Source organism: Mesorhizobium sp. B2-4-17 (assembly GCF_006441275.1).
Taxonomy (GTDB): domain Bacteria; phylum Pseudomonadota; class Alphaproteobacteria; order Rhizobiales; family Rhizobiaceae; genus Mesorhizobium.
Map to the genome: position 1 here is coordinate 25,318 of NZ_VFUX01000005.1, position 16,720 is coordinate 42,037.

Annotated in this window: 10 protein-coding genes, 2 tRNA genes and 1 pseudogene; 6 read left to right on the plus strand and 7 right to left on the minus strand. The window is 61.4% G+C overall.

The features are described 5' to 3' along the window. Window positions 1-91 precede the first annotated feature (91 nt). Both FJ548_RS05670 and FJ548_RS05675 read left to right on the plus strand, forming a co-directional pair. Complete coding sequence (locus FJ548_RS05670; RefSeq protein ID WP_140777256.1) at window positions 92-1,864, plus strand: glucan ABC transporter ATP-binding protein/ permease; 1,773 nt, start codon at window positions 92-94, stop codon at window positions 1,862-1,864. A gap of 230 nt (window positions 1,865-2,094) precedes the next feature. After that, entirely contained in the window at window positions 2,095-2,847 is a 753-nt protein-coding gene (locus tag FJ548_RS05675; RefSeq protein ID WP_140777258.1) for a heme ABC transporter permease, read from the plus strand. 69 nt (window positions 2,848-2,916) lie between these two features. On the opposite strand, the gene FJ548_RS05680 is transcribed toward FJ548_RS05675, so the two are convergent. Further along, window positions 2,917-3,975, minus strand: coding sequence for a D-TA family PLP-dependent enzyme (locus tag FJ548_RS05680; RefSeq protein ID WP_140777260.1), 1,059 nt, complete (start codon window positions 3,973-3,975; stop codon window positions 2,917-2,919). Between the two features lie 187 nt (window positions 3,976-4,162). Between FJ548_RS05680 and FJ548_RS05685 the strand changes: the two genes are divergently transcribed. Further along, window positions 4,163-4,849, plus strand: a complete 687-nt coding sequence (locus FJ548_RS05685; protein ID WP_140609940.1) for a D-lyxose/D-mannose family sugar isomerase — start codon at window positions 4,163-4,165, stop codon at window positions 4,847-4,849. A gap of 468 nt (window positions 4,850-5,317) precedes the next feature. Here FJ548_RS05685 and FJ548_RS05695 read toward each other — a convergent pair. Together FJ548_RS05695 and FJ548_RS05700 are read right to left on the minus strand one after the other, a co-directional pair. Further along, window positions 5,318-7,004 (minus strand): annotated as a pseudogene (locus FJ548_RS05695) (hypothetical protein). Window positions 7,005-7,159: 155 nt separating this feature from the next. After that, window positions 7,160-7,233, minus strand: a tRNA-Cys gene (locus tag FJ548_RS05700). A gap of 422 nt (window positions 7,234-7,655) precedes the next feature. On the opposite strand from FJ548_RS05700, the gene FJ548_RS05705 reads away from it, so the two are divergent. The 3 genes from FJ548_RS05705 (at window position 7,656) to FJ548_RS05715 (ending at window position 10,239) form a co-directional block, all read left to right on the plus strand. Further along, a complete protein-coding gene (locus FJ548_RS05705) occupies window positions 7,656-8,354 on the plus strand; it encodes a DUF1326 domain-containing protein (protein WP_181168721.1) in 699 nt (232 codons plus the stop codon). Window positions 8,355-8,386: 32 nt separating this feature from the next. Next, window positions 8,387-9,187, plus strand: coding sequence for a DUF2182 domain-containing protein (locus tag FJ548_RS05710; RefSeq protein ID WP_140692757.1), 801 nt, complete (start codon window positions 8,387-8,389; stop codon window positions 9,185-9,187). A 149-nt stretch (window positions 9,188-9,336) separates the two neighbouring features. Then, window positions 9,337-10,239 carry a FecR domain-containing protein gene (locus FJ548_RS05715; RefSeq protein ID WP_140777262.1) on the plus strand — a complete coding sequence of 301 codons (903 nt, stop codon included), beginning with the start codon at window positions 9,337-9,339 and terminating at the stop codon, window positions 10,237-10,239. Window positions 10,240-10,322: 83 nt separating this feature from the next. Here the strand turns inward: FJ548_RS05715 and FJ548_RS05720 are convergent, their stop codons facing one another. The 4 genes from FJ548_RS05720 to FJ548_RS05735 all read right to left on the minus strand — a co-directional run bounded on the left by FJ548_RS05720 (window position 10,323) and on the right by FJ548_RS05735 (window position 16,576). Further along, on the minus strand, window positions 10,323-12,521 hold the full coding sequence (locus FJ548_RS05720; RefSeq protein WP_140777264.1) for an adenylate/guanylate cyclase domain-containing protein: 2,199 nt from the start codon (window positions 12,519-12,521) through the stop codon (window positions 10,323-10,325). 1,936 nt (window positions 12,522-14,457) lie between these two features. Continuing rightward, complete coding sequence (locus FJ548_RS05725) at window positions 14,458-15,021, minus strand: EF-hand domain-containing protein (RefSeq protein ID WP_140692751.1); 564 nt, start codon at window positions 15,019-15,021, stop codon at window positions 14,458-14,460. 362 nt (window positions 15,022-15,383) lie between these two features. Next, a tRNA-Gln gene (locus FJ548_RS05730) sits at window positions 15,384-15,457 on the minus strand. A gap of 186 nt (window positions 15,458-15,643) precedes the next feature. Continuing rightward, complete coding sequence (locus tag FJ548_RS05735) at window positions 15,644-16,576, minus strand: lysylphosphatidylglycerol synthase domain-containing protein (RefSeq protein ID WP_140609951.1); 933 nt, start codon at window positions 16,574-16,576, stop codon at window positions 15,644-15,646. Window positions 16,577-16,720 lie beyond the last annotated feature (144 nt).

Consider the following 16,720-nt stretch of genomic DNA (forward strand, 5'->3'; position numbering starts at 1 on the left):
TTTTGCGACGCATCAACCGTTACGTGTCAGGGAATGGTGCAGTGCACAATATTGGTATTGGGCACAATAGAGAGTTGGCGGAGTAGCTGAAGTGTCACTTCTGCAGATCTATTGGAGAGCGCTGGGGTATCTGGCCGCCGACAAGAAGCGCGTCGCGCTGATTTGTTCGGCCAACGTGGCCCTTGCCGCCGTCGCCATCCTTGAGCCGATCCTGTTTGGCCGGGTGATTGACGCAATCTCCGCGCATGGCTCGGTATTCTCCACGCTTGCCCTGTGGGCCGCTTTGGGCGCCTTCAACGTGGTCGCCTTCGTTCTAGTGGCACGCGGCGCGGACCGCTTTGCCCACGCCAGACGCAGCCAGGTTCTGTGCGAGTCGTTCGAGCGTGTCATCACCATGCCGCTCGCCTGGCATCACCAGCGCGGCACTTCGAACGCCCTGCACACGCTGCTGCGTGCCGTCGAGACGCTGTTCAGCCTTTGGCTCGAATTCATGCGCCAGCATTTGTCCACGGCTGTTGCCCTCGTTCTGCTGGTTCCGACCGCCATCAGCATGGATGTGCGCATGTCGGGGGTGCTGCTTGCGCTCGGTGTGCTCTATGTCGGCATAGGCCGCCTGGTCATGAAACGCACCAAGGAGGGCCAGGCCGCTGTCGAGCGCCACTACCACAAGGTGTTCGCTCACGTGACGGACTCCGTGAGCAACGTCGCCGTTCTCCAGAGCTACAACCGTCTTGGCCATGAGGCCGAGACGCTGCGCCGCTACGTCAAGAACCTGCTCGATGCGCAGAACCCTGTGCTCGACTGGTGGGCCATTGCGAACGCGCTCAATCGCCTGTCATCGACAATATCGATGATGGTGGTGCTCCTGATCGGCGCCTATCTGGTCACCCATGGCCAGCTGCGCGTCGGCGATGTCATCGCCTTTACCGGTTTCGCCACGTTGCTGATCTCGCGGCTCGACCAGATGTCGGCTTTCGCCAACCAGATCTCGGAGGCTCGCGCCAAGCTCGAGGACTTCTACAAGCTCGAGGACTCGGCAGCCGATGCCGCCGAGCCGGATGGCCTGCGCGACCTCACCAACGTCACCGGCCATGTCCGCTTCGAGGATGTGAGCTTCGAATTCGCCAATTCGGGGCAGGGCGTCAGTGATGTGTCCTTCGAGGTTCAGGCTGGCCAGACGGTTGCCATCGTCGGACCGACGGGTGCGGGCAAGACCACGCTCATCAACCTGCTGCAGCGCGTCTTCTCGCCGTCCGGTGGCCGTATCCTGATAGACGGCATCGATACCCGCACGGTGACCCGCAAGTCGCTGCGCCATTCGATCGCCACCGTGTTCCAGGATGCCGGGCTTCTCAACCGCTCGATCGAGGACAATATCCGCGTCGGCCGTGCCGACGCCACCAATGACGAGATCCATGCGGCCGCCGACGCGGCCGCGGCCCAGGACTTCATCCTGGCCAAGAGCAATGGCTATGACACGGTGGTCGGCGAGCGCGGCGGCCAGCTCTCGGGTGGCGAGCGCCAGCGCATCGCCATTGCCCGTGCCGTGCTGAAGGATGCCCCGATCCTGGTGCTCGACGAGGCAACCAGCGCGCTCGATGTCGAGACCGAGGACCGCGTCAAGGAAGCGATCGACGAGCTGCGGCGAGACCGCACCACCTTCATCATCGCCCATCGCCTGACCACCGTTCGCGACGCCGATCTGGTCGTGTTCATGGACAAGGGCAGGGTGGTCGAAATGGGCGGCTTTGCCGAACTGTCGCTGCGCAACGGCCGCTTCGCCAGCCTGCTGCGTGCCGGCGGCCTGCTCAACGACGAGGAAGTCCGCCGCCTCAGCCGCTCCGTGCAGGGCGAGGCCGCCTGAGCAGATGATGGTTCTTCCTTCTCCCCTTGTTGGGGAGAAGGCGTTGCCGAAGGCGACGGCTGAGGGGGCTCCAGCTGGCGGAACCCAAGTCCGCATAGAATTTTCCATCGCCTTATTCCTTCCAGCACCCTCATCCATCTCGGCGCTGCGCGCCGATCCCGGGAAAAGGCAAGGCCTGCGACACCGCCGCTCGATTGCCCCAAACGCGACGGCGGTCTATGTAAGGCGGCATGAGTGACACCACTTCACGCCTGAGCGGCTGGACCGATCTTGCCAATCCGACGCGGTTCGTCGCGTTGGTAGACAGGCTTGTGCCATGGCTGGCGGCGATCGCCGCAGTTATCTTGGCCGTCGGGCTCTATATGAGCTTCACGGCGCCGGAAGACTTCCAGCAAGGCATCACAGTGCGCATCATGTACATCCATGTGCCTTTCGCCTGGCTCGCCATGATGTGCTACACGCTGATGGCGGTCTCGGCGCTGGGCACACTGGTCTGGCGCCATCCGCTGGCCGATGTCGCGCTGAAATCGGCCGCACCCATCGGCGCCGTCTTCACCGCGCTGGCGCTGATCACCGGCTCGATCTGGGGCAAGCCGATGTGGGGCACCTGGTGGGTGTGGGACGCCCGCCTGACGTCGGTCTTCGTGCTGTTTTTGATGTATCTCGGCATTATCGCGCTGACCCGCGCGCTCGACGATGCCGGACGCGCCGCCTGGGCCGCCGCCATTATCACGCTGGTTGGTTTCATCAACATCCCGATCATCAAATTCTCGGTCGACTGGTGGAACACGCTGCATCAGCCAGCCTCGGTGTTCCGCATGGGTGGCTCTACCATCGATCCCTCTATGCTGTGGCCGCTGCTGGCGATGGCACTCGGCTTCACCGTGCTGTTCTTCGCGCTGCACCTGATGGCGATGCGCACCGAAATCCGCCGCCGTCGGATCATCGCCATGCGGCGGGTGGCGGCGCGGCAGGTCAACTGACGCACGCCGAGTCTCTTCCCGGCGCCAGCGTTGTGATGAATTCCGCGACCCGCCAAGTCGCTCTGCATCTCACCCCATCAGCCCGCGCGCTGCCACCGGCAGCGTTTCCAGCACCTTCTCGCCGTCGATCAGATTGACCTCGTTGAAGAGGTTGGTGACGACGCAGCAATGATCGGGCACGACACGCACGCGCTCGCCGATGCGCAGCTTGGCCTCGCTCGACAGGGTGACCGCGCCATGCTCCTCGCTGAGGCCCGTCACCCGCGCCCCCGGGACGCCCATCAACTCGCCGAAATCGGGCAGCCCCAGCGTGTCGCTGGACAGCGCCTTGCTGCCGGCATCCAGAATGGCGCGGCTCGGCGTCGGATGGCTGACCACGGTCGACAGCACCGTGAGCGCGCAATCGTCCAAGGTGCCGACGCCTTTGGCGACCTGATAGCGGTCGAGATAGATGTAGGTGCCGGGCCGGTATTCGGTGACGACGGATGCGGCAGCGGAGCGCCACATATCCGGCGTGCCACCGCTCGAAACGCGCTCGCAGGCGAGACCCGAAGCGGCCAGCGCCCGCTTGGCGTCGGCAAGCCAGGCTTCGGCTTCCGCTGCCCGGCCGGCGGCCGGATAGGTCATCAGCCCGCCGAAGGCGAGGCCGCCGGCCTTGTCGATCAGCCTCGCCAGCGCAACCGCTTCATCGGCCGTCTGCACGCCGCAGCGGCCCATGCCGGTATCGCATTCGACCAGCACCGGCAGCGGGTGGCCGGCATCGGTGAAAGTCGCCGCGAGTCCCTCCAGCGTATCCATGCTGTCCGCCGTCACCGACAGCGTTACGCGACCGTGCAGCGCCTTCAGCCGCTCCAGCTTGGCGCGGCCGAGAATGTTGTAGGGGAGAAAAATGTCGGTGAGACCGGCATCGGCCATCACCTCGGCCTCGCCGATCTTCTGGCAGGTGATGCCGACGGCCCCCGCCGCCACCTGTTTCTTCGCCCAATAGGGCAGCTTGTGGGTCTTGATGTGCGGCCTGAGCTTCAACCCGTTCTTCTCGGCATGGGCTTGCGCGCGGGCAATGTTGGCTTCGGCGCGTGCGGCGTCGATCAGGATCGACGGCGTATCGAGGTCGTGGATCGTCGGCATCGGCTATCCCTGTGAAAATTCACAGGGGTTATGAGCCTGAAAGCACGCTGTGTCACGCGGCCAGCCGACCGGATCGGTAGGCCATCCGTTCACGGTGCAAGGCAGGGCAGGCGGCTGGGTGGATCGACACCGAACCCGCGTTCGGCTATGCGGTTTGCCAGACAGTCGACGCCAAGGGGTCACGATCATGAAACGCTCCGCCATCAACGAAATCATCCGCGAAGCCGACGCTTTCATACGCTCGTTCGGCTACATCATGCCGCCCTTCGCCTACTGGTCGCCGGAGGAAATGAAGGCGCGCCAAGTTGACTCCTCCGCCATCCACACCTCGCGGCTGGGCTGGGACATCACCGACTATGGCCAGGAGAAATTCAAGGAACTCGGCCTGTTCCTGTTCACCGTCCGCAACGGCCGTTACGAGGATATGAAGAAGGGCATGGGTATGCTTTATGCCGAGAAGATCATGATCTCGCGCAAGGACCAGCTGTCGCCCATGCACCGCCACAACATCAAGGCCGAGGACATCATCAATCGTGGCGGCGGCAAGCTGGTGCTGGAACTGTTCATGCACGATCGTGACGGTGGCATCGACCCCAAGGCCGAAGTATCGGTACCCGTCGACGGAACCATCCACCGGCTTCCGGCGGGCGGACTGTTGAAACTCGACCCGGGCCAGAGCGTCACGCTGCTGCCGGGCGTCTGGCACGCCTTCTGGGCCGAAGGCAAGGACGTGCTGATCGGCGAGGTCTCCACCGTCAACGACGATCTCACCGACAATGTCTTCCGCGAGCCGATCGGCCGCTTCTCCAATATCGAAGAGGACGTCGCTCCCCTGCATCTGCTGGTGGCCGACTATGAGAAGTGGCTGAGATAAGGCAGGGCCGGCAGCGGCCGCCTCCCGGCAGCTTTAATGGCAGCAACCTGCGGCAGCCTCATCAAAATGGATGGCGACTCTCGTCCGCGTCTGTGGTGGTATCCGGCCCAGGTGGGGAGCGGGGACCCGGAGCAAAAAGGTGGTCCCATCCCCGTAAGTGGGCCAACACCCTCATTGATCTGGCCTCTCTATGGGCTCTGACCGAGGAGAGTCGAGAATGCTGTATCCTGCCGAGAGGAACAAAAAGCCGCCTTGTAGCCAACCAGCCGACGATGAGCGCCAGGCGCGGCTCGAGAAAACAGCCAGGCTCAAGCGGCTTCGGTCGTACGCTTCCTGGCTCACGCCTGACCCACACGCCCCACTTCATGATGAGATAGACTGCTCTGCGGTAATTGAGGAAAGCAGGTCAGTGAGCCTGGCCTGATCGGCAGAGTGAAGCAACTGGCCGGCGAGGCGCCTACGGTAGACTCAAAGACAGCAGCTTGCCGCCGATTGCACGCTTGTCCGGCATAGGCATGACGAACTGATCGGCACGTCGGTCATGGCCATCGCCGTGGCGAGCTTTGCCTGCAGTGCCGGCAGCTCGTCGCTCTCGCCGCGCCGTTTCAGGCACTCCACCAGACCGTGCAGCGCCCAGACATTGTTCGGGTGCTGCGCGCAGCGCTGCACCTTGTCGCTCAAGCCCAGATCGTCGCGATAGATCTGTTCGGCCTCCTGCGCGTAGCCCTGGTCGAGAAGCAGCGCCGCCAGCGCATGGCGCGGCGGGTGCATCCACGCCCACGGCTCGGTGTAGGACAGATTGTCGTCGAGCTCGACCGCTTGCCGCAGATGCCTATAGGCCTCCTCATGCCGGCCCTGATGATAGGCAAGCTCGCCATCAAGCAACGCAGCGCCCACGGCGAGCGAGGCGCGGGTCGGGTTGCTGAGGAAACGCCGCTCGACTGGAATGCGCGCCATATGCTGGTGGAATCGGTCGCGCTCACGCTCGGCCTCAGCGAAGTTTTTTCAACGTCGCATGCGCGACGCCCTTGGCATAATGCTGCATGGCGGCCGTGAGCACGTGGAGGCCGGGCTCCGCGGTGATCGGCTCGTCCACGATCTCCCGCCAGCGGCCGAAGCGCACCTGCACATGCGATTTCATCGCATGATAGCCTTCCACCGTCTGGGTGAGCTTTGGCCGATCGGGCAGGCTGACCACATCGCGCGTCACCAGGCTGCGCACCTTGTCGGCGGCCCACAGCGCCGGCCGGTACTGGCCGAGGAACATGCAGGTGAACATCATCAGATGCAGATCGTGGCAGCAGCCGAGCAGGTAGTAGGTCGGCTCATCCGCATAGGCGAGATAGAGGTCGTTGGCGCGGACAGCCTTTTCGCTGGCCAACTTCGCCTTTTCGTATTCTCCGCACAGCACATAGATATGCCCCGGCATGTGGTTCATGTGCCCCGCATCGGGGCAAATTTCGCCCAGCAGATCGGCCGAGCGCATGCCGCGTTCCGGCATGGTGGACATTTCCAGGAGATGGATGTGCAGATGCAGGATCGCCGGATGCTGGGTCGTCCGGCCTTCGTCGGCGAGCCGGATTGACCGCTCGCAGACCTCCAGCGCCTCGACGACATCGGAATTCGGCGCCGGCGCGCCGGTCTTGAGGTTCCATAGGCGCCGGACGGTGCGCATCATCAGCGCCTCGACCAGCAGCGCCATCACATCATGGTCGTCGGGAAAATCCTGGTAGACCCGCCGCATCGCGGCGGCATAGGCATCATCCCACTGTTCGAATTCCTGCGGGCTCACCCGCTGCGGCTTCTGGAAGCGACAGGCCAGCGCTTCGATCAACCGCTTTTCGATGTCGCTGGCGCCAGCCGCGTTGGCGCGCGCCAACTGGACATGCTCGAAGCAACGCTTCGTCGCATTGTTCGCCTCGGCCTCGCCATGCTCCTTCCAGGCCAGATTGTAGAAGGGCCCGGCGGCATAGGCGATGCCCCAATGAACAAAAGCGCAGTCCGGATCCGTCTCCAGCCCCTTCTCGAAACACTTGATGCCTTCCTCATGGTTGAAACCGTAGCACCAGTTCAGCCCGATATCGAACCAGCGCTGGGTTTCGGCGGAGCGGGTGGAGATGGGGCGGCGGTAGGTGCCGAGGTCGAAGCGGTCCATGGGGTCTCGTTAGTTCTTGTTGGCAGGCAGCCAAGTTCCGGACAGATTTCGTCACCAACAATGTGTGCCGAAATCTCCAGGCATGGCAAACGCTCAGAGTACAATCGCCACTGTTTGAGAGGTACGGCTGTAGGCGCGGGCGGCTTTTTTAAAAATGGAGGTCTGAGTGGGAATTGAACCCACTACGTCGGTTTTGCAGACCGATGCGTCACCGTCCCGCCCTCAGACCATGTTGCTCTTATGACCACCCCATAAACACTCGTCAACTTTGCTGAAGGGCGCAACAGGCATTTGGCCCAGAATGTCCGCCTTCGTCGGACCTGTCGCTCATCTTGTGCAAGGCGTCCTGCTGCTTGTCCACGGCCATTCTGTGTAGAGGGTGCGGGCCGCGATAGTGAGGCAGAATGAAGATTGAGCCACCCTTTGGAAACAGCCTCAGTATCTAGCTTCCTAGAAGCTTTTCGAACTTTCCTTCTGGCACCTCCAACCGAATTGCGCGGGTATCAGGACATGCGACGGGACAAACTTGATCAAGCACGCGCCGGGGTCTGGTGGCGGTTGCAGCTTGACACTTCCGGGCAACGATGTAGCCTGAATTGACTGGTCTAGCGCGCCGATCGTTCGCTGTGTTGGCCTGTTAGCCGCTCGCCGATGGAGGTGAAGCGGCGCCACCTGCCAAGAAAGCGGCGATACGCCGACGCGCCTCACGATGGGGAGGAGCCAATTGCAACCGGTTGGCAATTGTCTGGAAACTATTTCGAGAATTGTAGCTGCGACGTCGTATGTCCCTGCCTGATGTCGCCCAACGCGCAGCTGACATCAAGGCCGACGCGAGGCGTTTGCGATGTCGCCATGGCCTTCCATATCGATACGGGCAACTACGGTGACGCTCGATTGGATGGCCTCAACGTTGCGATGATTGCCCACACTCCGGGTCCGATGGCGGACGGCAATTGGACGGCTGCCGCCTATATCGACGAACGGGCCGATGAAGGGCAGATGGAGGCGCTGGGCGCGATCTTCACCGGCGCCGCCGGCGGTCCGTTGGCTATGCTCGCGCCTCTGATCGGCACGAACCTGGGAGTCAGGAAGGTGCCGATCAAGTACCAGATCGACGGCAAGAAGCGGTCGGTGGAAATCCCGGGTGTCATGCAGATGGCGGTCGAACCACTGCCGACAATGCGCGAGGACGGCGAGATGTGGGCCGCGACCGGCCATCCCGTCAATCCCGACTGGCTTGGTATGGCGATGGGCGTGCCGGGCAGCACGTTCGGCGACCACGGCATGCGCTGGGACAATTCCCGCCGAAACGGGCATTACGCGCCGATCAACTGGTCCGGCCAGCAATAGGCCGCGCTCCCATATCGGAACGGGGCTCGCCCATGGCCAATGCGGGAACTCCATCGCTGACGCTGCAGCGAAACATCATTGTCGCGCTGTTGATCGCTATCGCGGCGGCAGCTTGGGCCATGCTCGTCTGGCAGCAGACTGGCATAGACATGCCAATGGAAATGAAAACGCCCACCATGGGCATGAATGCGCCGTTGTTCCTTGCAGTCTGGATCATTATGATGACCGCCATGATGTTTCCGACAGCCGCCCCCATGATCCTGACGTTTCACCAGGTCCAGGCCGGTCGGCAGGGGCGCGGTGAGACCTTCGTCTCAACCTGGGTATTCATGGGGGGCTACATGCTGGTCTGGGGCGCGGCGGGCGTGCTTGTCTTTGCTGGCGCGGCTGGCGCGGAGAAGATTGCAACGCATACAGGAATGTCCGCGGCGACCGCCTCCCGCATCGGCGGCGTGCTGCTGATCATTGCCGGCGCCTATCAACTTTCGCCGCTCAAGGATCTCTGCCTGGCCAAATGCCGTACTCCGATGAGTTTCATCCTCACCTCATGGCGCGATGGACATTGGGGCGCGGTGCGCATGGGATGGGAGCATGGGCTCTTTTGTCTGGGCTGCTGCTGGCTCTTGTTTCTTGCCCTTTTTCCTCTCGGGATCATGAACATTGCTGCGATGGCTATGCTCACCTTGCTGATCTTTGCGGAAAAGACCTTCCCGGCAGGAGAGAGGATAGCAAAGCTATCGGGCACCGCTTTGCTGCTTTACGGCGCGGCGGTGTTGGTCTTTCCACAACTGTTGCCGACGTTTCCGGCAGTGCACGCCATGTCAATGAATTGACGAACGGCTTGATGCGCCAACCGCGCCGCTTGGCTCGAGCATTCCTAAGCGGAAGAGGCATGTTCTACTTAAATTTTAAATTGATCTATGCCCTGCTGTAGAGACAGCTTTTCAAGCATGTGCTAACAAAGGCATTGCAGGGGGATGCCATGCCGTCCTTGAGGTGGGCTGCTATTGCCGCGCTGGCCGCGATGTTCAGCAATGCGACGCCGACCATGGCCGCCGAAGCAGTGGGCCAAGCGGTCGTGATCAAGACTGCCGTTACCGGCGCAACCGGACCGTTGGTGGTCAGTGCACCCGTTTATCGGGACGAACGTATCAGCACATCCAATACCGGGCTTGGCCAATTCGTGTTCCTGGATGGCACCAAGCTGGCGGTAGGGTGGGGTTCTTCCGTTGTCATCGACAAGTACGTCTTCAACAATGACAATTCGGTCAAGAACCTGACCATCCGCGCTGCCAAGGGAACGTTTCGCTGGATAAGCGGAAGCTCGCCTTCGTCAGCTTACCAGATCGTGACGCCTGCAGGCACGATAGGCGTGCGGGGAACAGCATTCGATGTCCACATCGCGCCCAACGGCAAAACCGCCGTCGTGCTTCTGAAGGGGGCGGCCAGATTCTGCAGCGGCGGCAGATGCAGGGAACTGAAGCGGCGTTGCGATTGTGTGGTTGCGACGCCATCAGGCGCAATGACCGATGTTACCAAGGTCAATCGGTCTGTGCTCAGCACACTCGGCACCTCGCGGGCATTGCCGTTTCTGACAGGCAATCAGCAGCTTTCAGGAGGCTTTGCCGCACTCGGAAATTGCGGGCTTATGGCGGCCAGTCAGCAAGAGGATAGGGCGCGGCCGCAGCAGCGCAACTCACCGGCGCCCAGTCCACCCAGTCCACCCGGTCCACCCAGTCCACCCGGTCCGCCGGACCCACCGCACGGCGACACGGATGACGGCAACAACGGCCATGGAAATGATCCAGGCAAGCATGATGGCAGCAATCCCGGAAAATCCAACGGCCACGGCAAGGGCAATGGGAACGGCACTGGCGACGGATAGCCGCTCTTTTTCTTGGCGCGCGTCTGGTGTTCGACTTCGCTGGCCAGCGAGTCCTGCGGTCAACGGCCCTGTTTGAATGCAGGTCAGGAACCGAATTGTTGCTCCGCATAGCCGGCATTCGCCTCCACCGCTGCTCCCGCCCGTTTGGCAAGAAAATCATCCGGTCTGCGCGATATCCGGACATAGAAGTCCTGCAAGTCTGCCGGCAGTCCCGCAGCCTTGGCTTTGGCCGCCGCTATGATCTTTCGGCTGCCTGGCGAGCGCGAATGCAACGCCTCGATGAGTTTGCCGTGGAGAAGGCGCAATTCCGCGAAATCCGGCGACGACGCAACATTTTCATCGCCGACAACGGCATTGATTCTCGTCCTAGCGCTCTTTCCCTTGAGCTCCAGCGATCCCGCTTCGAGCAACGCCCAGCCGGGCAGCGATCTTGCTGTGTCGTAGGACGCGAGGATGTCGAAACTCACCGTCTTGCACGCTGTCTCGATACGCGCTGCGATGTTCACCGCGTCGCCAACGGCCGAATAGTTGAATCGCGACTCCGCCCCCATGTTTCCGACGCAGGCGATGCCGGTATGGATTCCGATACCGATGCGAACCGTCTGCCCGGCCCCGAATCCGAATGCATCGCTTTCGTTGAGGCGGGCCATCGTCTCGCGCATGGCCAATGCCGCGCGAACGGCCTTGGCAGGATGATCGGCGACGTCGACCGGGGCATTCCAGAAGGCCATGATCGAGTCGCCGATGAACTTGTCGAGTGTGCCTTCATTGGCGGTGACATGACGGCTGAGCGCGTCGAGAAGCGTGTTCAGAAACCGCACGAGGGCGGTGGGCGGCAGTCTTTCGCTGATCTCGGTGAAGTTTCGCACATCGACGAACATCACGGTCAGCTCGCGGTCGTCTCCGCCAAGACGAAGTGCGTTGCGCGTGTGCTCGATGCGGTAGAGAAGCGATGGCGATAGATATTGGCCGAAGGCCCGCCGGATCGCGCGCCGCTCCCGGTCGGTCACCAGGAAGCGGAAAGAGGTTGTCGCGAAATGCGTGATCGTGCCCATGACGATCGGCGCAAATGGATCGAACAGCAGTCCGGCCAGCGAAAAGGCAAGCCACGATGCGACGAGCGCAAGGCCCGTGATCGCCAGGCCGCAGGCGAGCGCAATCGCCGGGCTCACGAAAATTGTGAGAAACACCAGAAGGGTGCCCAGGATCGCGATGGACGCGATTTCCAGCCCGTTTGCCCAGTCGGGCCGCGACAGATAATGCCCGGACAGGATCTGTTCAACCATCTGCGCGTGGAGCGATACACCGGGCACGTTCTCACCGAGTGCCGTGACACGAATATCCTGCAAGCCGGCGGCGGAAGTGCCGACAAACACGATGTTGCCCTCGATGGCGGCCCTTGTTTTGGGTGAGACGCCGGCGAGTGCGAGCAGGTCCTTCGCAGAAACATATCGTTCCGGCCTGTCGGGACTGACATAGAGCCAGAGTTCGCCGGCCGAGGTCACCGGGATAACGAAGTCGCCGATCTTGACGGATGTCATTATGCCCTGCCGATCCGGCACGCCGGCAATCAGATAGGTGGATGCGCCCTGCGCTACCCTCATGGCTTCGAGGGCAAGATTCGGATAAAGCTGCTCGCCGTCGGTCAGAAAGAGTGGAGCTGCCCTGACCACCGCGGTCGATCTGCCCGGATTGAGGCTGATATGTCCGAGACCGGCGGCGTTGGCCTCGAGCTGCGGCCGCAGCGGTGTGGCTGCCCTGATATGAGGGGGAGCCTCCATCGGGCTCTCGCCCGTAAAGGCGATGCCAGCCCTCATGTGCGGCCGATAGGTCCCTTCGTTGGAGATGCCGTAACCCAGGATAACCGGCTTGCCGGCGATCGATCGGGCGAAGATTTCATCATTATCGGGCAGGCGATCGAGCAGGGCAGGATCGATGCCCGGCACCTCGCGGACAACACTGCGAGGCGACAAACGATCGGGTTCGGCGAAAAGGATGTCGAACGCGATGGCTGCCGCACCAAGCTCCGTCAGTTTCTCGACCAGAGCAGCCATGCGATTCCTGGGCCACGGCCACTGCCCGAACTGCTGCAATGAGGCCTCGTCGATGTCGACCACGCGGACAGGCATCGGTTCGAAGCTGCGAGGTGCCAACCTCTGATATTGGTCGAATGTGGCTTCGCGGGCGAGTCTCAACGGCTGCGGATCGATCGCCCGGACAACGGTAAGTGCTGCCACCAGGGACAAGCCCAGGATGACGCCGGCCAACTGGGAGCGGGTCATGACTGCTGCATCAATTGTTGTGCCGCGTATCCTTGCTGCATGGTCCCGCTCCGGGAATAGCTTTTCGAGCCTTGAGGCTAGGCTGCATTGTTCCCGGCGAATGCGCAATCGCCAACCTTACCGCCCAGCGGAGTAGCGCAGTTCTTCAGCCTGGCGCATCCGTCGTCGGTCTGGCACGCATGGCTGACCATGGAGGGCGCCGCCCCGATCAAACGTGGCCGGAACCCGTGTCGATGGAGTCACTCTACTTGGGGTTGAATTCTCTGCGGCCACGCTCGCGGACACCTCGTCAAGCATCAAGGGGAGGGCGTTTTCAGCAACCAAATGCCCTGTGGAACATCCATTTAGCTGTACACTTAGCATTTGCTAATGTTCACTAAATTGAAAGGCAACGATAAAAGACGTGTGGCTGGGGAACCTGGATTCAGTCACTGGGATCAAATAAGCTTAGCTATGTCAATTGCTTAGCCGAATTCGCGCGAGTAACGTGGGCCCCATGTGGGGCTGTCAACCGCCGACAGCGGGTCAGTTTGAAATTGCTCATGTCGAGGCCTTCCAGCACCCATAATCCCATTATGGATAGATTGTCCTTAAATGTTTATTAGAGTATGCTAAAATTAGGCACAGAAGGCCCTGCCTCCAAAGATGCGGCGCACAAAGCGTCTTAGGGAGGAACCATGAGAACGCTTCTTATCGTCACGACGGCACTTGCATTCGCAGCCTCCGCTCCCGCGCTTGCGGACCCTAAAGGCAGCACTACGACAACTACCTCTGAACAGGGACATAGCGGAAATCCGCCAAACAATGACAACGGGACGACCACGACCACCACAACGACCGGACCAAGCGGTCAGGTGAATAATGGCAAGCTCGACTGTAACAATTGCGATACGACCACCACGACGACTGGGCCGGGCAACAGCAACAAATAAGACCGCGGAACTCCGCTTATTGGGGCGCATTCGGGAACGCGCCCCGCTTTTTTGCCCCATCCCGAGCGCCCCAGGGCTTACAAAGCGGCTTCCTTTTTATAAGGGCCGCGCAGCATAGATTTCTCGGCTTCGGTCTTCGGATCCCATCCGTCCTGATGCTTCTGGATCACGAAGCAGGCGCTACCGTTTATGACTTGGATGTCGTCTACCGGGTGTAGTCCACATATTTCCTCCAATCGCATTCCGCTATGGAGCGGGATCAACGGCAACAACGGCCGGTCGTATCGGGTGGATTGCTCAGGTAATCGGTCGATCGGAAGATGTGCTCAAGCTGCTCAGCTGTCCGTGTTTCTCGGTCTTTGCTGCTGGACCGCCCGCCGGGAAACTTGTGATTCGAGAGGGGCTAGGTGAACGCGGGATAAGCTACTTGAAGGTCAGCCATTCCCAATGTCGGTTTATGGCGCTTCGAAATCGACTCAGGTAGGTGGCTCACCGCCTGAGCTATCGCGCGGATGCTTTTGCGCGAATAAATGGTAAAGTTGCCCGGCGAGGCTGAACCGCCCGTCACCACGGCGGGCTTTTGTATGTGGGTATGAGGGTAACGGTGTAGTGGCCTTCCTCCAGCGGGAAATCGTTCCCGTACTCCCGGCAGAGCTCTTTGGTGATGACGCGGCGCTTTGAGTTGCGCCGTGTCACCTCATACTCCGTCTCACACCGCATGCACTTGATTATTTCTGGCATGGCCCGGGCCCCGCCCCATCAGGCTGCTTTACGGATGACCGCCTTGAACGGATGATCCATCGAAGGCATCTGGCCGGACGCCCCGCTCGACTTGACCCCAGGTCACTGGATCGGCGATTGGAAACCGGCACCGGGGGAGAGAACGCGCCCACGCCCGTGTTGCCTCTCCCCAAAGCCGCCCCTGGTGCCTGTGGCGTTCGCTAAACTCCGAGCCATTCGGAGCCGCTTTTGACCAGCCGGATTCAAGCTAAGACACCAGCCAATTACGGCATTTCTTCCCGGCCCCCAGAGCCATGCGAGAAGGACTGGATTTCATCCATGTCGATCTTCCCGTCACCGTTCTGGTCGATTGCAGAGAAGATTCGGCCGACAGCCTCCTGGACCTCGTTCTCGGACAGCGATCCGTCACCATCCGTGTCCAGAAGCGCGAGTACAAGTCGCATCCCGGTGCCGCGCATCATGCGAGGACCATGATTTCCGACCATTCCATGCTCACCGGCTGGGCCGCCATTGCGGTGCCACCGCCATCCGTCTCCATGACGGGAAGCTTCCTGTTGACGATTGTCACCCTCCTCTTGCCGATTGTTACCTTCGTTGGAGCTCCGATCCTGTTGCATTCTCTCCTGGACGGCTTGCTCAATCATCTGGCGAATCATTTCATGCGTCGGCCCACCCGCCTGTCCGTTCACATCCGGCAGTTGCCCGGCACCGGGCTGTTGGGTGGTCGCCGGGGTTGGTGCAGGTGTTCCGTTCGTCTGGGCGAGCGCAGGGAAGGTCGCGAACATAAAAGCGGCGGCCGCAGTGGTCGTGCAGCGTGGAAATCTCATGACATGCTCCATTGGTTGGTCGTGGTCTGCCTCAAGCTGATTGGCTGGCCCCCAACTTGGAGTTCATTCCGATTGTTCCTCCCTGGAGATCGGGTCACGATGAAGTTACACGAACCATGGGGGGATAGGCTTCAACATACTGTGCCGACAGCAGCCGCACGTCACGGCCACGTGCAGTCAATTCTCTCGCCCAACAAAGCAACGTGGCAAGCTCTCGAAGAATGGCAGCACGCGCCCACGCGTCAGCTTCCTGCGAACGACAACCTCACTCGCCGCGTCCACCTCGTGGACTTGCAGAATCGGCAGCTGCGGCGGCCTCATGCGAGCCGGACGGGGCGAAATCATTCGTGGGACATCCAGTTTGGCTGGGGAACCTGGATTCGAACCAGGACTAACGGAGTCAGAGTCCGTGGGTCTACCGTTAACCTATTCCCCAGCAGGTGCGGTCATGAACCGCGCGGCCGAGCGGCTGAGCCGCTTGAGCGCTGCCTTGTAGCCGCCAGCGGAAAATAGTCAAGCCTGCTCTGCGGTACAAATCGGGCAATCGCACAAGTTTGCGCTGCCCTTCATCAGCCTGCCGGCAGCTTCTGCCCGTGAACAGGAGAAGCCCGCTGGCCGCGCCTCAGCTCTCTGTCCGGCTGAATTGCGAGCGTTCGAAGAACAGCACGATGCCCAGCCCGAGAATCAGCGGGATGATGAGATAAAGCAGCCGGAACACCAGCAGTGCGGCCAGCACGCCCACCGGGTCCATGTCGGAAAGCCCGGCGAGAAATACCACTTCGAACACGCCGAGCCCGCCCGGCGCGTGCGAGAGCTGGGCGACCGAAAAGGAGACGAGGAAGACGCCGAGCACGACGAAATAGCCGGGATTCTGGGCTTCGGGCAGGGCAAAGAAGATGATCGCGGCGGCGGCGAGCAATTCGATCGGGCCGATAAGCAACTGCCTGGCGACGATCGGCAGCGCCGGATAGTGCAGTTGGAAGCTGGCGATCTTCAGCGGGCGCAGATGCAGCCAGCTGCCGAATATATAGGCGGCGACGATCAGCAGCATCGCAATGCCGGCCGCTTCCGACAGGCCATGATGGGCAATGCCGGAAAACCGGTCGAGGATCTCGGGCTCGAACACCAGCACCAGGCCGGCCATCAGGATGGTCGACAGCACGAAGGTGATCCAGCAGATTGCCACAAGCACGCCGACATCCTGTCCGGTCAGCCCTCTGGTGCCATAGGCGCGGTAGCGGATGACGGCGCCGGAGAACACCGAACCGCCGATATTGTGCGAAAGTGCGTAGGTGGTGAAGGAGCAGAGCGTCACGAACAGCCACGACACCTTCTTGCCGATATGCAGGAGCGCGATGTGGTCGTAGCCGGCGAGCGCGGCATAGGCGATGACGGAACTGAGCGCCGCCAGCACCCAGCCACGGGTTGGAATGGCGGCAAGCCCGTCCCAGACATCGTCGATCGAGATGCCGCGCAGCTCGTGCCAGAGCAACAGCAGCGAGAAGATCACCGCGGCACCGCCGACGACCGGCCAGAAATAGCGTCTCCAGTTCATTGCCTGACTGCCATGCGTTGCGTGTCCGCTTCCTTTTCTCTTGAAGATGGGAGGCCGGTTGCCCGGCTTCTTCCGTTCATTTCAGAAATGCCTCATTGAAGCCGGCTATTCAACCGCGAACGCTTACCGGTGCTACCCACCTGC

Excerpts from the sequence above, each read along its gene's own strand:
- FJ548_RS05675 (WP_140777258.1), top strand. The coding sequence starts at position 2,095 with ATGAGTGACACCACTTCACGCCTGAGCGGCTGGACCGATCTTGCCAAT.
- FJ548_RS05680 (WP_140777260.1), bottom strand. The coding sequence starts at position 3,975 with ATGCCGACGATCCACGACCTCGATACGCCGTCGATCCTGATCGACGCC.
- FJ548_RS05685 (WP_140609940.1), top strand. The coding sequence starts at position 4,163 with ATGAAACGCTCCGCCATCAACGAAATCATCCGCGAAGCCGACGCTTTC.
- FJ548_RS05705 (WP_181168721.1), top strand. The coding sequence starts at position 7,656 with ATGGAGGTGAAGCGGCGCCACCTGCCAAGAAAGCGGCGATACGCCGAC.
- FJ548_RS05710 (WP_140692757.1), top strand. The coding sequence starts at position 8,387 with ATGGCCAATGCGGGAACTCCATCGCTGACGCTGCAGCGAAACATCATT.
- FJ548_RS05715 (WP_140777262.1), top strand. The coding sequence starts at position 9,337 with ATGCCGTCCTTGAGGTGGGCTGCTATTGCCGCGCTGGCCGCGATGTTC.
- FJ548_RS05720 (WP_140777264.1), bottom strand. The coding sequence starts at position 12,521 with ATGACCCGCTCCCAGTTGGCCGGCGTCATCCTGGGCTTGTCCCTGGTG.
- FJ548_RS05725 (WP_140692751.1), bottom strand. The coding sequence starts at position 15,021 with ATGAGATTTCCACGCTGCACGACCACTGCGGCCGCCGCTTTTATGTTC.
- FJ548_RS05735 (WP_140609951.1), bottom strand. The coding sequence starts at position 16,576 with ATGAACTGGAGACGCTATTTCTGGCCGGTCGTCGGCGGTGCCGCGGTG.